The 19185-nt window shown below is 41.1% G+C and carries 22 protein-coding genes; 15 read left to right on the top strand and 7 right to left on the bottom strand.

All coding sequences use genetic code 11. The annotated features are described in order from the left end of the window. Nucleotides 1-29: 29 nt before the first annotated feature. Genes ACM2FC_RS11470 through ACM2FC_RS11505 form a run of 8 tightly spaced genes read left to right on the top strand, consistent with a single transcriptional unit; the run spans nt 30 to nt 7723 of the window. On the top strand, nt 30-1091 hold the full coding sequence (locus tag ACM2FC_RS11470) for a glycosyltransferase family 9 protein (RefSeq protein WP_498481040.1): 1062 nt from the start codon (nt 30-32) through the stop codon (nt 1089-1091). Then, complete coding sequence (locus ACM2FC_RS11475; RefSeq protein ID WP_498481041.1) at nt 1088-1876, top strand: glycosyltransferase family 32 protein; 789 nt, start codon at nt 1088-1090, stop codon at nt 1874-1876. Before ACM2FC_RS11470 ends, ACM2FC_RS11475 begins: the two co-directional genes overlap by 4 nt. After that, nucleotides 1873-3138 carry a lipid IV(A) 3-deoxy-D-manno-octulosonic acid transferase gene (gene waaA / locus ACM2FC_RS11480; protein ID WP_498481042.1) on the top strand — a complete coding sequence of 422 codons (1266 nt, stop codon included), beginning with the start codon at nt 1873-1875 and terminating at the stop codon, nt 3136-3138. Before ACM2FC_RS11475 ends, waaA begins: the two co-directional genes overlap by 4 nt. 1 nt (nt 3139) lies before the next feature. Further along, entirely contained in the window at nt 3140-3520 is a 381-nt protein-coding gene (locus ACM2FC_RS11485; protein ID WP_498481043.1) for an HAD-IIIC family phosphatase, read from the top strand. Beyond that, nucleotides 3511-5097, top strand: a complete 1587-nt coding sequence (locus ACM2FC_RS11490; RefSeq protein ID WP_498481044.1) for a capsular biosynthesis protein — start codon at nt 3511-3513, stop codon at nt 5095-5097. Before ACM2FC_RS11485 ends, ACM2FC_RS11490 begins: the two co-directional genes overlap by 10 nt. Next, on the top strand, nt 5094-5828 hold the full coding sequence (locus tag ACM2FC_RS11495) for a glycosyltransferase family 2 protein (protein WP_498481045.1): 735 nt from the start codon (nt 5094-5096) through the stop codon (nt 5826-5828). The genes ACM2FC_RS11490 and ACM2FC_RS11495 overlap by 4 nt, the downstream gene beginning before the upstream one ends. Nucleotides 5829-5833: 5 nt before the next feature. Continuing rightward, entirely contained in the window at nt 5834-6760 is a 927-nt protein-coding gene (locus tag ACM2FC_RS11500) for a WavE lipopolysaccharide synthesis family protein (RefSeq protein ID WP_498481046.1), read from the top strand. 12 nt (nt 6761-6772) lie between these two features. Further along, complete coding sequence (locus ACM2FC_RS11505) at nt 6773-7723, top strand: WavE lipopolysaccharide synthesis family protein (protein ID WP_498481048.1); 951 nt, start codon at nt 6773-6775, stop codon at nt 7721-7723. Here ACM2FC_RS11505 and ACM2FC_RS11510 read toward each other — a convergent pair. Continuing rightward, on the bottom strand, nt 7708-8415 hold the full coding sequence (locus ACM2FC_RS11510; RefSeq protein ID WP_498481050.1) for a 3-deoxy-D-manno-octulosonic acid kinase: 708 nt from the start codon (nt 8413-8415) through the stop codon (nt 7708-7710). The genes ACM2FC_RS11505 and ACM2FC_RS11510 overlap by 16 nt on opposite strands. Nucleotides 8416-8510: 95 nt before the next feature. Between ACM2FC_RS11510 and ACM2FC_RS11515 the strand changes: the two genes are divergently transcribed. From ACM2FC_RS11515 to ACM2FC_RS11525, 3 genes are all read left to right on the top strand, one after another. Beyond that, nucleotides 8511-9566, top strand: a complete 1056-nt coding sequence (locus tag ACM2FC_RS11515) for a glycosyltransferase family 9 protein (protein ID WP_498481051.1) — start codon at nt 8511-8513, stop codon at nt 9564-9566. A gap of 64 nt (nt 9567-9630) precedes the next feature. Further along, nucleotides 9631-10398, top strand: a complete 768-nt coding sequence (locus ACM2FC_RS11520; protein WP_498481053.1) for a glycosyltransferase family 2 protein — start codon at nt 9631-9633, stop codon at nt 10396-10398. Nucleotides 10399-10492: 94 nt separating this feature from the next. Next, complete coding sequence (locus tag ACM2FC_RS11525) at nt 10493-11620, top strand: glycosyltransferase family 4 protein (protein ID WP_498481054.1); 1128 nt, start codon at nt 10493-10495, stop codon at nt 11618-11620. Here ACM2FC_RS11525 and ACM2FC_RS11530 read toward each other — a convergent pair. Next, nucleotides 11580-12623 (bottom strand): glycosyltransferase family 9 protein, encoded by a 1044-nt coding sequence (locus tag ACM2FC_RS11530; RefSeq protein ID WP_498481055.1) that lies wholly within the window; start codon nt 12621-12623, stop codon nt 11580-11582. The genes ACM2FC_RS11525 and ACM2FC_RS11530 overlap by 41 nt on opposite strands. A gap of 116 nt (nt 12624-12739) precedes the next feature. Here ACM2FC_RS11530 and coaD point away from each other — a divergent pair, with 116 nt between their 5' ends. Then, nucleotides 12740-13234: a pantetheine-phosphate adenylyltransferase gene (gene coaD, locus ACM2FC_RS11535; protein ID WP_498481056.1), complete on the top strand. Its 495-nt coding sequence runs from the start codon at nt 12740-12742 to the stop codon at nt 13232-13234. 2 nt (nt 13235-13236) lie between these two features. Here coaD and mutM read toward each other — a convergent pair whose 3' ends face one another. The 5 genes from mutM to radC all read right to left on the bottom strand — a co-directional run bounded on the left by mutM (nt 13237) and on the right by radC (nt 16067). Continuing rightward, a complete protein-coding gene (gene mutM / locus ACM2FC_RS11540; protein ID WP_498481057.1) occupies nt 13237-14046 on the bottom strand; it encodes a bifunctional DNA-formamidopyrimidine glycosylase/DNA-(apurinic or apyrimidinic site) lyase in 810 nt (269 codons plus the stop codon). Between the two features lie 30 nt (nt 14047-14076). Then, nucleotides 14077-14541, bottom strand: coding sequence for a hypothetical protein (locus ACM2FC_RS11545; RefSeq protein WP_498481058.1), 465 nt, complete (start codon nt 14539-14541; stop codon nt 14077-14079). 126 nt (nt 14542-14667) lie between these two features. Next, nucleotides 14668-14835, bottom strand: coding sequence for a 50S ribosomal protein L33 (gene rpmG, locus ACM2FC_RS11550; protein WP_237363291.1), 168 nt, complete (start codon nt 14833-14835; stop codon nt 14668-14670). A 13-nt stretch (nt 14836-14848) separates the two neighbouring features. Then, a complete protein-coding gene (rpmB, locus tag ACM2FC_RS11555; protein ID WP_021704597.1) occupies nt 14849-15085 on the bottom strand; it encodes a 50S ribosomal protein L28 in 237 nt (78 codons plus the stop codon). Nucleotides 15086-15392: 307 nt separating this feature from the next. Beyond that, a complete protein-coding gene (radC, locus tag ACM2FC_RS11560; RefSeq protein WP_498481059.1) occupies nt 15393-16067 on the bottom strand; it encodes a RadC family protein in 675 nt (224 codons plus the stop codon). A 207-nt stretch (nt 16068-16274) separates the two neighbouring features. On the opposite strand from radC, the gene coaBC reads away from it, so the two are divergent. The 3 genes from coaBC to lpxL all read left to right on the top strand — a co-directional run bounded on the left by coaBC (nt 16275) and on the right by lpxL (nt 19157). After that, nucleotides 16275-17492 (top strand): bifunctional phosphopantothenoylcysteine decarboxylase/phosphopantothenate--cysteine ligase CoaBC, encoded by a 1218-nt coding sequence (gene coaBC, locus ACM2FC_RS11565; RefSeq protein ID WP_498481060.1) that lies wholly within the window; start codon nt 16275-16277, stop codon nt 17490-17492. Nucleotides 17493-17613: 121 nt separating this feature from the next. Then, complete coding sequence (slmA, locus tag ACM2FC_RS11570) at nt 17614-18204, top strand: nucleoid occlusion factor SlmA (RefSeq protein WP_498481061.1); 591 nt, start codon at nt 17614-17616, stop codon at nt 18202-18204. A gap of 5 nt (nt 18205-18209) precedes the next feature. Continuing rightward, nucleotides 18210-19157: an LpxL/LpxP family Kdo(2)-lipid IV(A) lauroyl/palmitoleoyl acyltransferase gene (gene lpxL / locus ACM2FC_RS11575; RefSeq protein ID WP_498481062.1), complete on the top strand. Its 948-nt coding sequence runs from the start codon at nt 18210-18212 to the stop codon at nt 19155-19157. Nucleotides 19158-19185: the final 28 nt, after the last annotated feature.

The following is a 19185-nucleotide window of genomic DNA, read 5'->3' on the forward strand; positions in this document are numbered from 1 at the left end:
CTTAAATAATTCGTTTAACGGAATAGACAATGCAGTATCTATGGTTTGAAAAAGGTGCATACGCATCAAAAAAAGCTCGCAATTATATAAATAATGAATTTAAACCTAATACGGTCAAAAAAATAGCTATCATTAGGCATGCCGCTTTAGGTGACCAAGTGATAACTAGACCTTTCTTAGTTGAGGCTAGAAAATTCTTCCCAAATGCTGAGCTTACGCTAGTCGGTGTTTCTAACTACCAATATGGAATGCCTTCAGACCTCGTAGATAAAGCGGTTGTTGCTGCAGGTCGAGAACAATCCAAGAATATGAGCGTTACCGAAAAAATCTCAGACTTTCGGCAACTTGGTGAACAAGATATCATTTTCGACTTAGCCGGTACCAATCGCTCATATTGGATGACGGCACTAACAAAAGCCAAGCTAAAAGTCGGCTTTCCCTATAGGCGCTACTTATGTGGAACTCTATACAACCTCGCAGTGTTCCGCTCAGACTTTCAACCCGAAGTTGAATGCATGTTGGATATGCTGAAAATCTTTGGTCACTTTCCAAATTATCCATTGGAATTTAGCCTGCCTGACAATAGAGAGCTATGCGACTACAATTCCCCTTATATTCTTTATTTTAACGGTGCCTCCCAACGTAGAAAATTACTACCTAAAGAAAAAATGCTTGAATTAATGGAAATGAGCGCAAAGAAGCTACCTCAATACAGGCATGTTTTTCTTGAAGGCAAGTGTGAGCATGAGAAAGGCGAATTCTTGCAAGAGTTAGTCAACAAGAATAAATTAAAGGTTCAACCTTGCTTACCACTGGAGGAACTCACTGAATATATCGCAAGAGCGACACTGGTAATATCTCCTGATACAAGCATACGAAATATAGCAATCGCCACACATACTCCAACTGTTGGATTTTTTTACTCTAAGGTTCCTTTTCGATATACTCCGCTTTACGAAAAACACTACGTTGCCATGAACGCTAACGGCAACATACCGACGAGTGATCAAATTTTACAAAGTATGTTACAGGCTTTGTCTGATAAAGCGGCTCCTCTTGAGCAAGAAAGTAAACGAGCACTAAACGAATGAATAATTTTCCAATCCTAATCGCTAATCGTTTGATAAGACTAACGGGTAATATCGGTAAAATATTATCTTACCCGTTTCATTGGTTGTTCCCGAAAAAGCGTTTTACGATTCCTGCTTTTTCTCCTGCGAAAGTTAGGCTATCCAGCTCTCGCCGTATTCCTCGCACCATTTGGCAAACTAACTTTACCGATCAAGCCTCACTGCCAGTTTATCTTAACTATTTATTAAATAGGCTGCTTACTCTGAATTGTGACTACCGTTATGTCAGTACTGAAGCTCGGGGGGAATACCTAAAAGCCAATGCATCCCCAGAAGTATATGAAGCATACTCGATGCTAACCAACGGAGCTGCACAAGCCGATCTATGGCGTCTAGTTGTACTCAATCAAGAAGGCGGCGTCTACATGGATATTGATGCCACAGTAGTCTGGAGCTTAGATAAACTGCTTGGCAACGATCATGATTCTCTATTCATAAAGATCGATAATGATACTCGCTTTACTAACTATTTTATCGCATCCGCTCCTGGTAATAGCGATCTTGAAAAAGCTATAGAACAAGTTGTATATAACGTTAATCACTATGAGCCATCGATGGGCGTTTATCATTCTACTGGTCCAACTGTACTGCATGATCTACTTATCGATAGAGATGACGTCAACTCACGCGACAGGAAATTTGTTTGTATTCAAGGAACCTTTACAAACGAATACTTTCAATATATTGATAAGCCGCGTGGAAAATGGATACATGCAGATCCGAACGAACTTGTTAAGAAAAAATGATAATTCGTTTTTTCTACACGATACTACTCGCTGCGATCGCTCCCTTTTTTTTATATAGCTTATTTCGCAAAAATTCAGATAAGCCAAGTATAGGTAAACGCTGGAAAGAGCATTTCGGCGTTTCTCCTGCTTTAGGAACAAGCAAACAGCCTATCTGGATTCATGCAGTTTCGGTTGGTGAAACCCTCGCAGTGAGTCCTTTAATACAAGCTCTGAAAAATAAGTATCCAGAAGTTCCAGTGCTACTCACAACAACTACCCCTACTGGCGCAGCTCAAGCTGACAAGTTAAAAGAGTTAGTTGAACATCGCTATATGCCAATAGACTTTTCTTTTGCAGTAAAAAATTTTGTTAGAGAACATAAGCCAAGCCAACTATTGATAGTAGAAACTGAACTTTGGCCAAACACACTTCATACTGTGCACAAATCGGGTATACCGATTACAGTGATCAATGCGCGTCTTTCTGACAAATCCCTTAATGGGTATAAAAAAATCTTACCTTTATTTAAACAGGCTAGCCGAAACATCACAAAGATCCTGTGCCAGCATCAGCAAGATGCTGACAACTTTCTTCGTTTAGGAGTCCCTCAACAAAAGCTTGAGATCACTGGCTCAATAAAATTTGATGTCACGATATCTCCAGAAGTCCTAGAAAGCGGATTAAAACTCAGAGAAAAACTAGGTACTGATAGGCCAGTTTGGATCGCCGCAAGTACTCATAAGGGCGAAGATGAAATAGTACTTTCAGCACATAAAAAAATACTCGATAAATACCCTACTGCGATCTTAATACTCGTTCCTAGGCATCCAGAACGTTTCATGCTAGCTGAAGAATTAGCAAAGAAAGACTTTGAGGTCGTCAATCGCACCAGTGAAGAACCTATAACCTCTTCAACAAACGTATATATCGGCAATACCATGGGAGAAATGTTGACATTACTTGGTGCTGCTGACATCTGCTTTATGGGGGGAAGCCTTGTAGGCAAAAAAGTGGGCGGCCATAATTTGTTGGAGCCCGCAGCCCTAGCCAAGCCCTGCATAACCGGGCCAAGCTATTACAACTTTACAGATATAACCGACTCATTAATAGCTGCGAACGCCTGCAGTATCATTCATGATGCAGACGAGCTTAGTAGTAAAATTTGCTATCTTTTAAGTAGTCCCGATACTATGACCAAGAACGGCAAGCATGCCCTAAAAGTTGTTCAAAATAGCTCAGGAGCTATTAACGCTACAATTAATCAATTACAAATCCATTAATATGAAAAGACTAATCGTTGACCTCGACGGAACAATTACCCAAGCAAATACGTCAGACTATAAAAATGTGCTGCCTAGACAAGATGTCATAGAGCAACTCAGGCTATACAAACAGCAAGGATTTGAGATTGTTATAGCGACAGCTAGAAACATGCGCACCTATGAGGGAAATGTCGGTAAAATTAACATCCATACTCTACCAATAATAACAGAGTGGTTGGATAAACACTCCGTACCATATGACGAAATATTGGTTGGAAAACCTTGGTGTGGCCATGAAGGCTTCTACATTGATGATCGCGCAATTAGACCCTCCGAGTTTGTAGACTTAACTCTAGAAGAAATAAACCAATTGATAGATAAGGAGAAGTCGTGCTCCTAATTATGTCAGCGGCTTATGTTGGCCAAGAGCTTGAGTCTGAGTTTGGCAGACTCCCACCGAGTTTTTTACCTCTTGGCAATCGCCGACTTTTTAAACATCAAGTATCTCTTGCACCTACCGGTGTACAAGTCTATCTATCCATTCCTGAGTCCTTTAAGGTGGCTCCACTTGATAAAGCTTGGTTAGACAAAACAGGAGTTGAAATAATTCAGACTCCAGATGGCCTGAGTTTAGGGGCCTCATTAGTCGCTGCAATTAACTTGAGCGGGCATGCTTTGGATAGACCTTTACATGTTCTATATGGCGATACATTGTACAAGCGCCTCCCCTCTGGAGATGACATCATTAGTGTTTCCTCAAACAATGATAGCTATAATTGGGCTGTGTTGACCAATGACACTGATCAATGGTTAAACGACGAAACTCCGGTGAGAACTACTGAAACAAATCGAATTATCGATGGTTACTTCAAATTTAGCCAACCTAGAGAGCTAATCAAATGTATTACACAAAGTGAATGGCACTTTATTGAGGGGTTAAATAAATATAACCAGAGTGTAGGTTTAACCCCAATTGAATCTGACGGCTGGTTGGATTTTGGACATGTAAATACTTACTATCATTCAAAAGCGGATTTCACCACTCAAAGAGCCTTCAATGAGTTAACTATTAATGCTAAATACATCGAAAAGTCGAGTATAAAAAATCAGAAAATAGCCGCTGAAGCAAACTGGTTCGAGCAATTACCTTTCTCTCTTCGAGGCTATACCCCACAATATTTAGGCAATAAGCATCAAGGCGAGAACGTATCTTATCGATTGGAGTACCTTCACCTTACCGCTCTCAACGAGTTATATGTTTTCTCAAAATTACCTAGTCATAGCTGGCAACGGATATTAACCAGTTGCATTGAGTTTCTTAGCGAGTGTACAAAAGAGCGGCCAGAAAAAGAATGTACTTCCAACACTCTAGATATATTGTTTGGTGAAAAAACCCAGCAACGCATAGACGAATACTGTAAAAGTAAAGAAATTAGCTTGACTGAAAAATGGTCATTTAATGGTCATCAAGCGGTAAGCCTTGAACAAATACTAAAAGACAGTGAACAACACTTACCTAATGCTGATTCTAAGGTTAGTGTTTTACACGGTGATTTTTGTTTTAGTAACATCTTATATGATTTTAGAGCTAGCAAAATAAAAACTATCGATCCCAGAGGCATGCTGCCAAACGGTGATCCTACTTTATATGGTGATATTCGCTACGATATTGCGAAACTTAGTCATTCTATTTTAGGCCTGTATGACTGGATCATCGCTGGCTACTGCGATGCTGAAATTAATCAACGAAACATTCAGTTTAATATCGAAGAAGACAATGATCATAAAGACACACAACAAGCCTTTATTGAGCTGATCGAACAACATTTTGGACTAGAAAGCCGTCATCTATATGCAATGCAAATTCAGCTGTTTTTATCAATGTTACCACTGCACGAAGACAGCCCTTCGAGGCAGAATGCCCTTTTTGCCAACGCATTTAGATTGCACCGCATATTAAAGAGATTAGTACAATGATAATTATCCCAATGGCTGGCCTAAGCTCACGTTTTTTTAAAGCTGGATATGACAAGCCAAAGTATATGCTTGAAGCGCATGGAAAAACCTTGTTTGAACATTCGGTCGGAAGCTTTGCCCACTATTTCAATGATAGGCCATTTTTATTTATTGTTAGAAAGGATTTTGATACGCCAGCATTTGTTACTCAACAAGCCGAAAAGCTTGGTATTAGCGAGTACTATATTGCGTCACTTGAAAACGATACTCGGGGCCAAGCAGAAACTGTAGCACTAGGTTTGGATTACTTAGAAAAGCAAGGTGTCGATTATCAGGGCAATATTACTATCTTCAATATTGATACATTTCGACCAAATTTCAGCTTTCCTGATGTCTCTCAAGCTGGTGCCGGTTACCTAGAAGTTTTTAAAGGTAGTGGCGACAACTGGTCTTTTGCTAAACCTGAATCAAATCAATCAACCAAAGTCATTCAAACCGCAGAAAAAAAACCAATTTCGGATTTGTGCAGCACAGGCTTATATCATTTTGCCTCTATTGAGCGATACCAAGATGCATATAAAGATTATCTAGCTAAGCCAAGTAGTGAATGGGAAAAAGGTGAACTTTATATTGCTCCACTCTATAACTTTCTCATCCAGCAAGGTTTAGACATTCACTACCACCTGATTGACAAAGATGAGGTAATCTTTTGTGGTGTCCCAAGAGAATACGATGAATTTTTGAAAAAGTAGAACACATGAAAATTGATGATAGTGATATCTCTTTTGTTATCCAAGGGCCCGTTAGTGCATTCAAGGGGCGCGAGCAACGTGAAGGCATTACGCAGAGGAATATAACCTCTATACGCCGACTCTTCCCTGAATCAAAAATTATCTTATCGACGTGGAAGGGACAAGACACGACTGGCTTAGATGTTGACCAAACCATACTACTAGATGATCCGGGCTCGAATCATGTCTTTAATGATGATGAAAAACAGACTCTGAATAATAATCGACAGTTGATCAGCTCACATCAAGGTTTGCTGGAAGTCAAAACGAAATATGCAGCAAAAGTACGAAGCGACAACATCATTGTTGATCGCCAGTTTATTGATCTTTATGAGCAATATGCTCATACAAAGAGAGATGAAGCATATAGCTACTTGCACAACCGCGTTATCACCAGTAGCACATTCTTTATTTCATCTCACGCAGGCCTACCTGTTTATTTTCATAAAAGTGATTTATTTGATTTTGGCGAAACAGCTGACTTACTGAAAATTTGGCCTAAAGAACCCCTTCCAGAGCTGCGCTTCCATAAGAAATCCGGGTATAAATCTCGATACCCGGCTACTGAGCAATTCCTATTTTTACATTGGTTTTCTCAACTGACGAATAAAGAACTACATATTAACAGTAAGTCTAATGATGATGCTGGACTTGGAAAAGACTTTTGGCGTAGATTTATCGCCAATAATCTAATCGTCTGTGAACCTGAAAAACTTGGCTTGGATATTACAGAGCGCTTTTATAAACGTGGTAACTTAGCCCTTGAGTACGATCTGGATGATTGGCAGCACCTTGCTGAACTAAAAGGAAAGCCAACCGATATTAAAAGAATTTACCGTGGCTATAGAGTATTAGAAAGCCGTTTACTACGCTTGCTATCTCTAAAATCATGATATAAAGCAATTATGAATAACGAACAAATAACATTTGTACTTCAAGGTCCTATCGTTGAAGAAGTGACAGTAAAGTCAATCAAAAATATACGCAGCCTATTTCCAGAAAGCTATATTATTCTTTCGACTTGGAAAGGGCAAAAGCATAGAGACTTAGAAGTTGATATTCTGCTGGAAAATGATGATCCAGGCCCGACAATAATGGCTTACGATAAAAAAGGGAAAGCTAGAACAACAAATGTTAACCGGCAAGTCCACTCAACCATTCAAGGGTTGAAAGCAGTTAAGACTAAATATGCCGTAAAATTAAGAACTGATAATTACCTTACGAGTAGAAAATTTCTTGATTACTTTTCTAGTTTTCCCAAAAGGGATGAAACTTTTTCTTTATTCAACAATAGAATTATATCAACAAACTTATTTGCTAAAGAAGTAGAGAAAGGACGAAAGATACCCTATTTTTTTTCTGATTTCTTTCATTTTGGCGAAACCGAAGATTTAGTCGGCTTGTGGAATATACCTCTCTTCCCCGATTATATCTATAACCCTAAACTCAAAGGAAAGATTCAACATCGAAACTATCCAAAGCGGCTAACACACGTAGAGCAAGAGTTATGGATTAGCTTTATAAATAAAACAAAGCCTCTTGTTGTAGCTGATGAATTAGGACGTAGAGAAAATATTATAGAGTCCTATAACCACTTACTAAACAACATAATAATTACCGACGGGAAACAAATCGACTTGCATATTCCTGAACGATTACAGCTAGATTATTATGGTTTCCCGTTTTATTTTTATACCTTTAAAAGATGGAAGTGGTTGTATGAAAAGACATTTAAAGTTGAATCTACTATTTCCGTAGGTTTTAAAGTTAAATGGTATTGTGGTTATCTCATTAGGTTCTTTCACAAAGGATTAAGAAATTGGATAAAATCCAAGTTATATTACGAACGGATGTAACCTGCGAGCACATGTTGCCAATCCGCCTCTCCCCAATAAATACTGCGCTTGTTTAACTCTTTGACAAACGAGCGCTTAAGTCTTTCCAAATTATTTTGCTTCCATTGCTCTTTCTTTTGTTGATAGCATTTATCAAAATCAATAATCCAAACCTTATCCATATCATCAATCAAAATATTGTGAATATTAAGGTCTGTATGGTTAACTTGTGCATCATGCATCTTGCGAATTTCTTGGCCAATTTTAATGTAAATTTCAGGTGGTAACGATTTTTCTTTTAGGGTGGCGACTAAATCTCGAGCACTCGCAATTTTTTCGCTCAGCAAGTCGGCTTGATAACCCAATTTCTTTTTAACGGCCCGCGCTGCTATTGGTTTTGGAACATTAACACCTGCTTTTATCAAGCCATTAAGTAATTGAAACTCTTGATAACTGCGGGTATGACTCCACCCTGAGAACCAATAAGTGTCTTTAATCAGCTTCCCAAATAACCCGCCACGTCGATAATGACGAAGTGCAGCTTCTCCATTCTCTGTTTTTACGAACCAAGTTGTTCCTCTACCCTTTGCACTACCAATTACTTTCCCACTACAGCGCCAAAATTCAGGATCGAAACAACGAGCAGGGTCCTCAACCAACAAAGTGTCGTCGTACCATATTGTTTGATTTGGTAAAGAGAGTTCTTTTGTCATCTAAGAGCTATAAGTATCTGCTAAAGGAAAAGGGATTTTACATCTAACACAACAAACTTCATAATCCAAGCTTAATCATAATAACGTATAGAAATATGGCTCTATTTACTTCTGTTCCCAAATCGATTTGTATTCTGCGCCTTTCAGCTATTGGCGATGTATGCAATACCATTGCCGCAGTTCAATCGATACAAAGAGAATGGCCTAATACTGAGATCACTTGGATCACTGGAAAGCTAGAGGCCAGATTGCTAGAAAATATAAAAGGCGTTCGAGTCATTGTTTTCGATAAAAAAGACGGTTGGAAAGGATACACGAAGCTCTGGAAACAGCTAAATGGGAAGCGGTTTGATGCACTTTTGCATATGCAATACGCATTGCGAGCCAGTATCGCAACTATCGGTATTAAAGCAAAATACAAACTAGGTTTTGACTCTGCGCGCAGTCAAGATTTTCAACATCTATTTACCAGTGTAAAAGTCCCCTCCCCCCAGAAAATGCATGTGCTTGATGGTTTACTTGCTTTTGCTGAAACTTTGGGCGTCAAAGATATCACGCCAGACTGGTCCGTTACATATTTAAATGAAGACAAAAATTGGGCGCTGAAACATATAAATAAAGAAAAGCGAAACCTTGTTGTAGTTCCCGCTGCTAGTAAAGCCTATAAAAACTGGCATGCAAAAGGCTATGCAGACCTTCTTACGCATGTGCACGAGCTGGGCTGGAATATCATTTTAGCTGGCAGTCCTGCACAGATAGAGGTTAATTTGTCCAAAGAAATAGAAGAACTAATTCCTTTCCCTGTCAATAATTTAGTGGGAAAGAGCAGTCTCAAAGAAATGCTAGCACTACTCGATGCTGCTGATATGCTCGTGGCCCCCGACACAGGACCTGCCCACATGGCCAATGCTATGAATACACCTGTGATAGGGTTATATGCCCACCACAACCCAGAACGCACAGGGCCATATAGGTACCTTGATTATGTAGTTTCTGTATACGAAGAAGCCTTAAAAGCAGAGACTGGAAAATCACCATCGGAAGTGAGCTGGCGAACTCGAGTAAAAGATAAGACTGCCATGAATCGCATTGAACCTAAACAAGTCATCGACATGTTCAACAAAGTAGTTCGTGACTTTGATTTGAAGTAGTTTCAGGCTGATATACAATACATCATTAATTTGATACCTCGCCACACATGCTTAAGGATACCGAGTGACTAAACCTACTTTAGCCGTCGCCATTATTGCAAAAAACGAAGCTCTACACTTAAAAGCTTGCTTAGATACTGTCAAAGGCTGGGTGGATGAAATCGTTATTCTTGACTCAGGAAGCACCGACGAAACCGAAGATATTGCGCGCGAATTTACCGACAAATTTTATGTTAACGACCAATGGCCGGGATTCGGCCCGCAGCGACAGCTTGCTCAATCCTACGTAGAATCTGATTACGTACTTTGGCTGGATGCCGATGAGAGGGTAACACCTGAGCTAAAAGAAAGCATTTTGTCGGCAATTACCAAAAACTCGTCAGACACAGTGTATCAATTTCCTCGTCTAAGCTGGGTCTTTGGCCGATATATTCGTCACTGCGGCTGGTATCCAGATAGAGTCATTCGACTGTATCCGACCAAACTTACACAATACAATGATGCACTTGTCCATGAGAAAGTCGAAGTCAATTTCCAAATAAAAGTCGAAACCTTACAAGGTGACGCCATCCACTATACTTACAATGATATGAACCACTATTTGGTCAAGTCAGCAGGCTACGCCAAAGCTTGGGCAGAACAAAGAGAAAAACGTGGAAAAAAAAGCAGTATCAGCCAAGGAATCCTACATGCTTTTGGCTGCTTTTTGAAAATGTATGTAGTGAAAGCTGGTTTCTTAGATGGCAAGCAAGGCTTTTTGCTCTCTTTATTATCTGCTCACTCAACCTTCGTAAAATATGCTGACCTGTGGATTCGAAATAACGAAAAGTGATACATAGTTAAAAACTTATAGCCAAAAAATTCGCACACTGAAACATTTAGCCTTAACATGCTGATGTTTAAAATCACAAAAGATGGATCTTATCGTGAAAAAGCAACCCTCTATTTTGCATATATGCTTGTCATCAGGTGCAGGAGGCTTAGAAGCCTACCCTGCTAAAGTTGGAAAAGAGTTTCTTTCCTTAGGCTATAAGGTCTATGGCCTATGCCTTAAAGATTCTTGGGTTGAAGGAGCGATGAACGAAAAAGGCTTCGAAACCTTTTCTGTCGACAGTAAAAAATCGCTACTTCTCACTAAAATCCCTTCGCTACTAAAGTGGCTTAAGAAGAACAATGTCGAGATTATTCACTGCCACAAATCCGGAGATATCCTAATCGCAGCGATCCTAGATAGCATAAGCGACTTTAAGGTTTATTTTACCGAACACATGGGAGCCAAGCGCCCTAAAAAGAGCCTTTTCCACCGCTGGTCATATTCACATGTTGACCAAGTTCTATCTATCAGCAATGAAACCTATCAACGTAACCTTAAAGCACTGCCTGTCGTCCCAGAAAAAATTGCAAAGCTCTGGCTTGGAACCTATATACCAGAGCCTACAGAGTTAGCTTTGCACAATTCCGAGAAAGTACGTGAAGAGCTAGGGATCAAAAAGGATAGTTATGTTGTGGGGTGTCTAGGCCGAATCTGCCCGGGTAAAGGCCAAATGGAGCTAGTTGAAGCAATCGCGTTAATGCGTAAACAGAAGCCAGATGTTGAGTTATTAATTATTGGTGGACTTAGCAATAAATTAGGATCTGAAGAAAAGTTCGTCACTAAGTTGAAGAAGCGCGTGAAAGAACTCGGTTTAAAAGGAGCAGTGCACTTTACTGGATATCGTAAAGATATACTTCATGTGCTATCTGCGGCAGATTCAGTCTGCTTACCTTATTATAACGAAGCGTTTGGTCTTACCGCCATTGAAGCCATGTCAGCGCAAAAACCCATCGTCGCGGCAAATACAGGAGCATTACCTGAAGTGCTCTCAGATGCGGCATTGCTTTGCGATCCCAGAGACCCGAAAGCCATTGCAAGCTCTATAGAGAAGTTCTACGACAAACCCGTACTAGCAGAAACAGTTTCTAAGCAAGCATACCAACGCGCAGAAACAAAGTTTTCACTCAAAGAACATATTGCTAAATTGGAGATTCACTATTGCAGAAGTTATAGCCATTAATCGCTCTAACTGCTGAATCTACGTCCACTCGAGACATATCCTCCTGCTGCTCCTTTCCATCAGCCTCAGGAGGACAAAAAGCGATATGTCTCCCTTCGGAATTAATAGGCTTCCATCTTAGAGGTGTCGCTGAGCGCTTGCTTGGGAAAAAGCCCACCGTTGGCACATCAGCTGCCGCTGCTATATGCAGCGGCCCTGTAGAGCCAGCGATAAATAGGTCAGCACACGCGATTGAGCGCGCAAAATCAACCAAGCCATCGTTTTTGCTATAAACCTTAGCTTGCCTTTCTTTCTGTTCAATCAAAGCTTGCAAGTCAACTGCTTTTTCTTCTTCTCCTGGCCCGGCGGTAAGAATGATTTCATGTTCACCTTCCAAGCCACAAATTAACTGGCAATATTGCTGCAAAGATAAGTTATTGGCAGAACCACCACTCCCCGCATGAACAAAATACCAAGGTTTGCTTTTGTCTAAACCTATTGCAGACGAGAGCTTCTCCTTTTGAGCTTCTAATTGCTCTAAAGAAAATTCCAAGTATGGCGCGCTAGGCTCAACAACAGGCTTGCCTATATCCGTTAAAAAAGCTCGAACTAAATCTAGGTTGTATTCATACTCAGGCTTCGCCGATTGAGAGCGCTTTTGTTTAATTCTCTTGTTATAAAAAATTTGGGCGATTTTCGTTGCAGGCGCTAGGCGATAAGGAATCTTTGCTTTCCACGCTAACTTCGCGTTGTAAGTCGTAGAGAACAGGTTGATTGAAGCATCAAAACGCATCGATTTGATCTTTTCGATGAGAGTCTTCTGAACCTCTTTTGCGGCTTTTTTACCGCAATCGATAATAACTTCATCAATCCAAGGGCATAAGTTCGCAAGGTCTGCCGTGTAGCTAGGTACAAGCGCGGTAATATGACAATCGGGCATAGAATGCTTAAGCATGGCAAAACTTGGCCATGCCAACATGAAGTCACCAATCTTATCGTTTCGAATTACCAATAATTTTTTCACTCTAACTACCTAGACACGCTTAGTGGACGATATGCTGCCAATAATACCCAGTTAAATAGGTAATTTCGAAGCTTTTTGATACTATTGAAAAAGATAACCTATCTGAGTAATGGAATGTGAGTAAAAAACAAATCTCCAGAGTGATTTATCCCGGCACCTTTGATCCATTAACCAATGGACACCTAGATCTCATAGAGCGCAGTGCTGATATGTTTGACGAAGTGATTATTGCCGTTGCGGCAAGCCCAAGCAAGAACACCCTGTTTACGCTAGATGAACGGGTAGAATTCGCAAAACAAGTCACTCAGCACCTTGGTAACGTCACTTCAAAAGGATTTTCAGGTCTATTGGTTGACTTTGCACGTGAAGAGAAGGCCAATGTGCTCATTCGGGGTCTTCGAACTACGGTCGACTTCGAGTACGAGTTTGGTTTAACCAATATGTATCGCCGTTTGATGCCAGGGCTAGAAAGTGTGTTTCTTACCCCAGCGGAAGAACACGCCTTCCTATCGTCTACGATAGTACGTGAAGTAGCAATCCATGGTGGTGATGTAGATGGTTTCGTCCCTGAAGTGATAGCTAAAGCTCTAAAAGATAAGGCAAAAATTTAACGCTAAATTTGGCAAATTGAGCAGAAAAACGTGTTTCTTTGCCCGATTTTCTGCTCTTGGATCTTCTCGCCACAATTTGGGCATGGCTGTTTAGCTTTACCATATATTTTCAATTCCTGAGCAAAATAACCGGGCTTACCGTCCGCCTGTGCAAAATCTTTCAAAGTCGTTCCACCCTGTTCGATTGCTGTCGTCAGCACTCGCTTTATTTCAACGACCAATTTACTCCACTCGGAGCTAGTTATCTTTCCCGCCGCTCGCATAGGAGAAATGCCTGCAGTAAAAAGGGACTCATTTGCATAGATATTGCCAACCCCCACCGCTACTTTGTTGTCCATAATAAATTGCTTAATCGCCACACGCTTACCTTTAGCTTTCTCCAGCATATATTGAGAGTTAAAAGCGTCAGTTAACGGCTCAGGGCCAATATTTACCAGTAGATCGTGTTCAGTGCCTTTTTCACACCACAACCATGCGCCAAAACGTCTTGGGTCGTTGTAGCGCAGCACTTTGCCACTATCAAGATGTACATCAACATGATCGTGCTTAGCAGCTGGGTAGTCAGAGTCTAGTACCCTTAGTGAACCAGACATGCCCAAATGAACCATCGCACTGCCCACATCGGTTTCAATCAACAAATACTTGGCTCTGCGAGATACTCCTGTGATCTTATGCCCTTGTAGTGATTCCAATTGGCTGGGAATATCCCATCTCAATTTGGGTATGCGAAAAATTATCTTCGTGATTACACGACCAACGAGATGAGGGGTAATCCCCATACGACTCACTTCAACTTCAGGTAATTCAGGCATAACAATGGGATTCCGACAAAATAAATTATCTCATAATAGTAAGTAGCTAGGATCGACAGAAATTGCTATCCAGCGATCTTGCCAATTCTTGAACAACAAAAAACGTGACGTTTTATACAAGGTAATTCTCTGTGGCTCTTCCTGATCTGCATACCAAACTTCAATACTCTCAGGCGCACCTAGCTTCGCTTGTATTGTTGCAAATGTTTGTTCATCAACATCTGTTCCTAACAATCTTTGCCAACGTTCGAGTAACTCTGGTCCAGTTAACGTTCCTTTGGGGCTAAGTAGCCATTGCCCTTGGTTACTCTCAAGCGACCATTTTGCATACTGAATTAACTGCAACTGCTTACTTGGATTAAGTAAGTAACTTTGGTTTGGATGCTCGTCCTCAATTAGGTAGCTTTTTATGATGCTAGGTAGGTTTAACAATAAAATAAACGCGATGATCGAGAAAATAAGAATATTATTCCAACGACGACGATTGTATTTCATACTGGCGATCCGTGCCTAAAGCCTATCAATCGTTTGAGATTATCATAGAGAGAAGGAATTTTAGACAATAAAAAACCCAACTTTAGAAGTTGGGTTTTCACACTATCAAAAAGAAGAGAGTCAAGATTACTTGATTTTCGCTTCTTTATACATAACGTGCTTACGTACAACTGGATCGTATTTCTTGATCTCGAACTTGCCTGGCATGTTGCGCTTGTTCTTATCAGTTGTGTAGAAGTGACCAGTACCAGCAGATGATACTAGACGGATTTTCTCACGAATGCCTTTAGCCATTGCTTAATTCCTCTTAAACGTTTTCGCCGCGTGCACGGATATCAGCAAGAACAGCATCGATGCCTTTCTTGTCGATAATACGCATGCCTTTAGCAGTTAGACGTAGTTTAACAAAACGTTTTTCGCTCTCTACCCAGAAACGATGAGTTTGTAGGTTCGGCAGAAAACGACGCTTAGTAGCATTTCGTGCGTGTGAACGGTTGTTACCCGTTACTGGACGCTTACCAGTTACTTGGCATACTCGGGACATGAATGTCTTCTCCAAATCGTTTCAGCTCGATATCAACCTTGGTGGCCGAACCTCTCTCTCATAATAAAAGAAGTTTGAGGTTAAAAACCGTTATGGAAAGTCCATACAAGGCTATCAAAGGTCGCGCATTATACTAACTTGACATGCATTGCTCAAGACCCGAACAGATCCTTTTTACAGGTTTTCGTGATCTTTTTTGAGCAGAGCTGAATTCAGGTTCAAATTTTGTCGGGCGATTCTATCAGATTTTGCTCAACTAACAAGACATAAATGTGCGTCAAATCAATTGATGTTCTTTTAATGAGCTTCAAATCAGCCCCCTCTCTGCAAACGACACGATATCAGGATCACCTACCACAAAATGGTCTAGCACACGTATCTCAACTAAACTGAGCGCATCAATCAGCCGCCGGGTTATTCTTTTATCTGAATCACTCGGCTCGGCAATACCAGAAGGGTGATTATGTGCAAAGATAACTGCAGCCGCATTTTTTTCCAGTGCGCGCTTGACCACAACCCTTGGATAAACTGCTGCGGAGTCTATGGTGCCTTGAAACAATATTTCGTCGCAGATCACTCTATGTTGGTTGTCTAAAAATAATACATGGAACGCTTCTCTAGTATGACTTCTCAGTAAAACAGACAAGTATTGCTTTGTATGCTCTGGGTTCGTTAACGGATCGCTTTTCTTAAAGGACTCGGCAAGGTAGCGCTTTGCCATTTCTAAAATAGCCAAAACTTGCACATACTTGGCCCTACCCAGCCCGTTATGCCGACAAAATTCCATTTCAGAGGAAGAGAGTAGAGCTGACAGCGAGCCAAACTCCTTTAGCAAATGATCGGCCAGCTCCAGTACATTCATTGAGCGCGTGCCTGTTCTCAGGAAAATCGCGAGTAGCTCAGCATCACTTAATGACTCTGCACCGTGGTTTAGTAGCTTCTCCCTAGGCATACTTTCTTGCGGCAAGCACTTTAAACTCATTTTGCCTCCAGTTGTGTTAATACATTTAGAGTAAAAAGAAAAAAGTCTCTGTGCTGAAAACAGACTCATATTCGAGAGCGACAAGATTAAATGATGCAAATGCCATGTTAGAAATAAATGAGCAACTGTGCTGGTCTTGCTATAAAGCTAGGCACTACAAGGTGTTTCTGATATCTTAGCGGCATAAAATTGAAGGAAAAAATGAACATGCAGACATTAGCAGGAAAGAAAATTCTCCTCGGCATCAGTGGTGGTATTGCAGCATATAAATGTGCTGAATTAACACGTCGCCTAATTGAGCGTGGCGCAGAAGTGCGCGTTGTGATGACCAATGCAGCAAAAGAATTTATTACACCTTTAACTATGCAAGCCGTGTCGGGACACCCAGTATCCGACAGCATATTTGATCCAGCTGCTGAAGCGTCAATGGGGCACATCGAGCTAGCGAAGTGGGCTGATCTGGTATTGCTAACACCAGCGACTGCCGATCTTATTGCTCGCATATCTGCTGGAATGGGCAACGATCTATTGACGACACTAGTGCTTGCTACCGACTCTCCGATTGCGGTTTCTCCTGCTATGAATCAGCAAATGTATAGCAACATCGCGACACAAGAAAATATCGCTACTCTAGCGCGTCGTGGCATGGAAATCTGGGGCCCTGCGGAAGGTGAACAAGCCTGTGGTGATGTTGGTCCAGGCAGAATGCTGGAACCAATGCAACTCGTTGAAAAGTGCGAGGCTTACTTCCAACCAAAGCTATTGGCAGGCAAGTCAGTCCTCATCACCGCTGGACCAACAAGGGAGGCGATTGATCCCGTCCGCTACATTTCCAATCATAGCTCTGGCAAGATGGGTTATGCGCTAGCTGAAGCTGCTGCCCAACACGGCGCAACCGTGACAATAGTCAGCGGGCCAGTGAACCTACAGACACCAAACGCTGTCAATCGAGTCAATGTTAACAGTGCCCTAGAAATGCATGAGCAAGTGATGAGCCTTGCAACCCAACATGATATTCTCATTGGTTGTGCTGCTGTTGCCGACTACCGCCCAACGAACATCGCCGAGAACAAAATCAAAAAAACAGATGGCAAAGACGATATGTCGATAGAGATGATTAAAAATCCTGACATCATTGCCTCTGTTGCTGCTCTCGAAGCTGACCGCCCATTCACTGTTGGTTTTGCTGCAGAAACTCAAGATGTCGAGAAGTACGCAAAAAGCAAGTTAACGAAAAAGAACCTCGATATGATTTGCGCAAACGATGTGTCTATCGAAGGACAAGGGTTCAATAGTAACGATAATGCGATAACTTTATATTGGCGTGGCGGAGAACAACGCTTACCTCTATTGTCTAAAAAAGAAATAGCCAAATCGATTATGCAAAATATCCACGAAAAGTTAACTGGCTCAAAGAGCGAGTAGTCAACTCATCACCAACATCTAGCATTAATAATCTCAAGCTACCTAACTTAACAAACTGTGTTTAAGCTCTAGGTAGCTTTATATTTATCGGTACGCACTTTGGGTTATAAGGATACGATTAATGGCCGGGACTAGAAAATCGAATCGTCGCGAAGAAATTCTACAAGCTTTAGCTGAGATGCTTGAATCTACTGAAGGAGCATCGCGCATTACAACGGCGAAGCTTGCAAAACAAGTAGGAGTATCAGAAGCGGCTCTCTATCGCCACTTTCCAAGTAAAGCTCGCATGTTTGAAGGCTTGATTGAGTTTATCGAAGAATCACTCATGTCACGTATTAATCTTATCTTGGACGAAGAAAAAGACACATTGAATCGGCTACAGCTAGTATTGCAGCTTATCTTAGCTTTTTCTGAACGAAACCCTGGACTCACTCGAATCCTATCTGGCCACGCCTTGATGTTTGAAAATGAGCGATTACGCGATAGAATCAACCAACTTTATGAGCGTATCGAAACGTCTCTAAGACAAATACTCAGAGAGCGAAAAATTAGGGAAGGTAAGGCCTTTCCTGTAGACGAATCTATATTAGCCGCCCAACTTCTAGGTCAAGTAGAAGGCAGTTTGAATCGATTTGTTCGCTCTGATTTTAAATATCAACCAACTGAAAACTTTAAAGAATATTGGGCGCTACTCAGCGCTCAAATACTGTAACCATTATGAATGATAACTACGTGGGAAAACCTGCGTTTTCTCTATCTCTTTTGCACCCTAAATATTGGGGGGTCTGGCTTGGCTTTGGTTTGCTTGCATTAGTCGTCAACCTATTGCCTTACTCAATGCTACTTAAATTGGGCCGCTCTCTTGGCAAGTTTGCGAATTTGATTGGCAAAAAGCGTGTATTAATAGCCAAAAGAAACTTAGAGCTCGCTTTTCCCGAAAAATCAAACGCTGAAGTTGAAGATTTTGTCCAAGAGAACCTAAAAAATACAGGTATGGCTCTCATTGAAACTGGGATTACTTGGTTCTGGCCAACTTGGCGATTTAAGCGTGCAATCATCGAAAAAGATGTGCAAGTAATGAGGCAGCTTGAAGCCGAAGGTAAAGGTGCATTGCTTTGTTGCGTTCATGCCTTGAACTTAGAAATCACAGCTCGTGCTTTTGCCGTGCTGGGCTTATCTGGTTATGGCGCGTACAGGCCTCACACCAACCCCGCTTATGAGTTTATCCAATATCGCGGTCGCACTCGTAATGGCAATAAACTCATCTACCGTACAGATCTCAAGAAAATGATCCGTGTATTGAAAAGGGGTGAACGCTTATTTTATTTACCCGATCAAGATTATGGTCACCATAAATCGGTATTTGTACCATTTTTTGCCGTAGAGGAAACTTGCACGACAACAGGGACAAGCATTCTCGCTTACACCAGCAAAAGCGCCATCATTCCTGGCTCAGGCTTTAGGAATAAGAATGGCAAATATGAAATTATTGCTGACAAGAATATTGAGCCCGACTTCCCTAAAAAAGATCCAGAAGCTGCCGCAGCCTACATGAATAAGTTTGTCGAAGAGATTATACTTCGCGCACCCGAGCAGTGGCTATGGCTACACAAACGTTTCAAGTCACTACCAGATGAATCAAAAACTAACTCGCGCTACCTTTAGTAAGTGGCAAATTTTTAAACAGGTATTT

The organism is Vibrio sp. A37 (assembly GCF_059777565.1).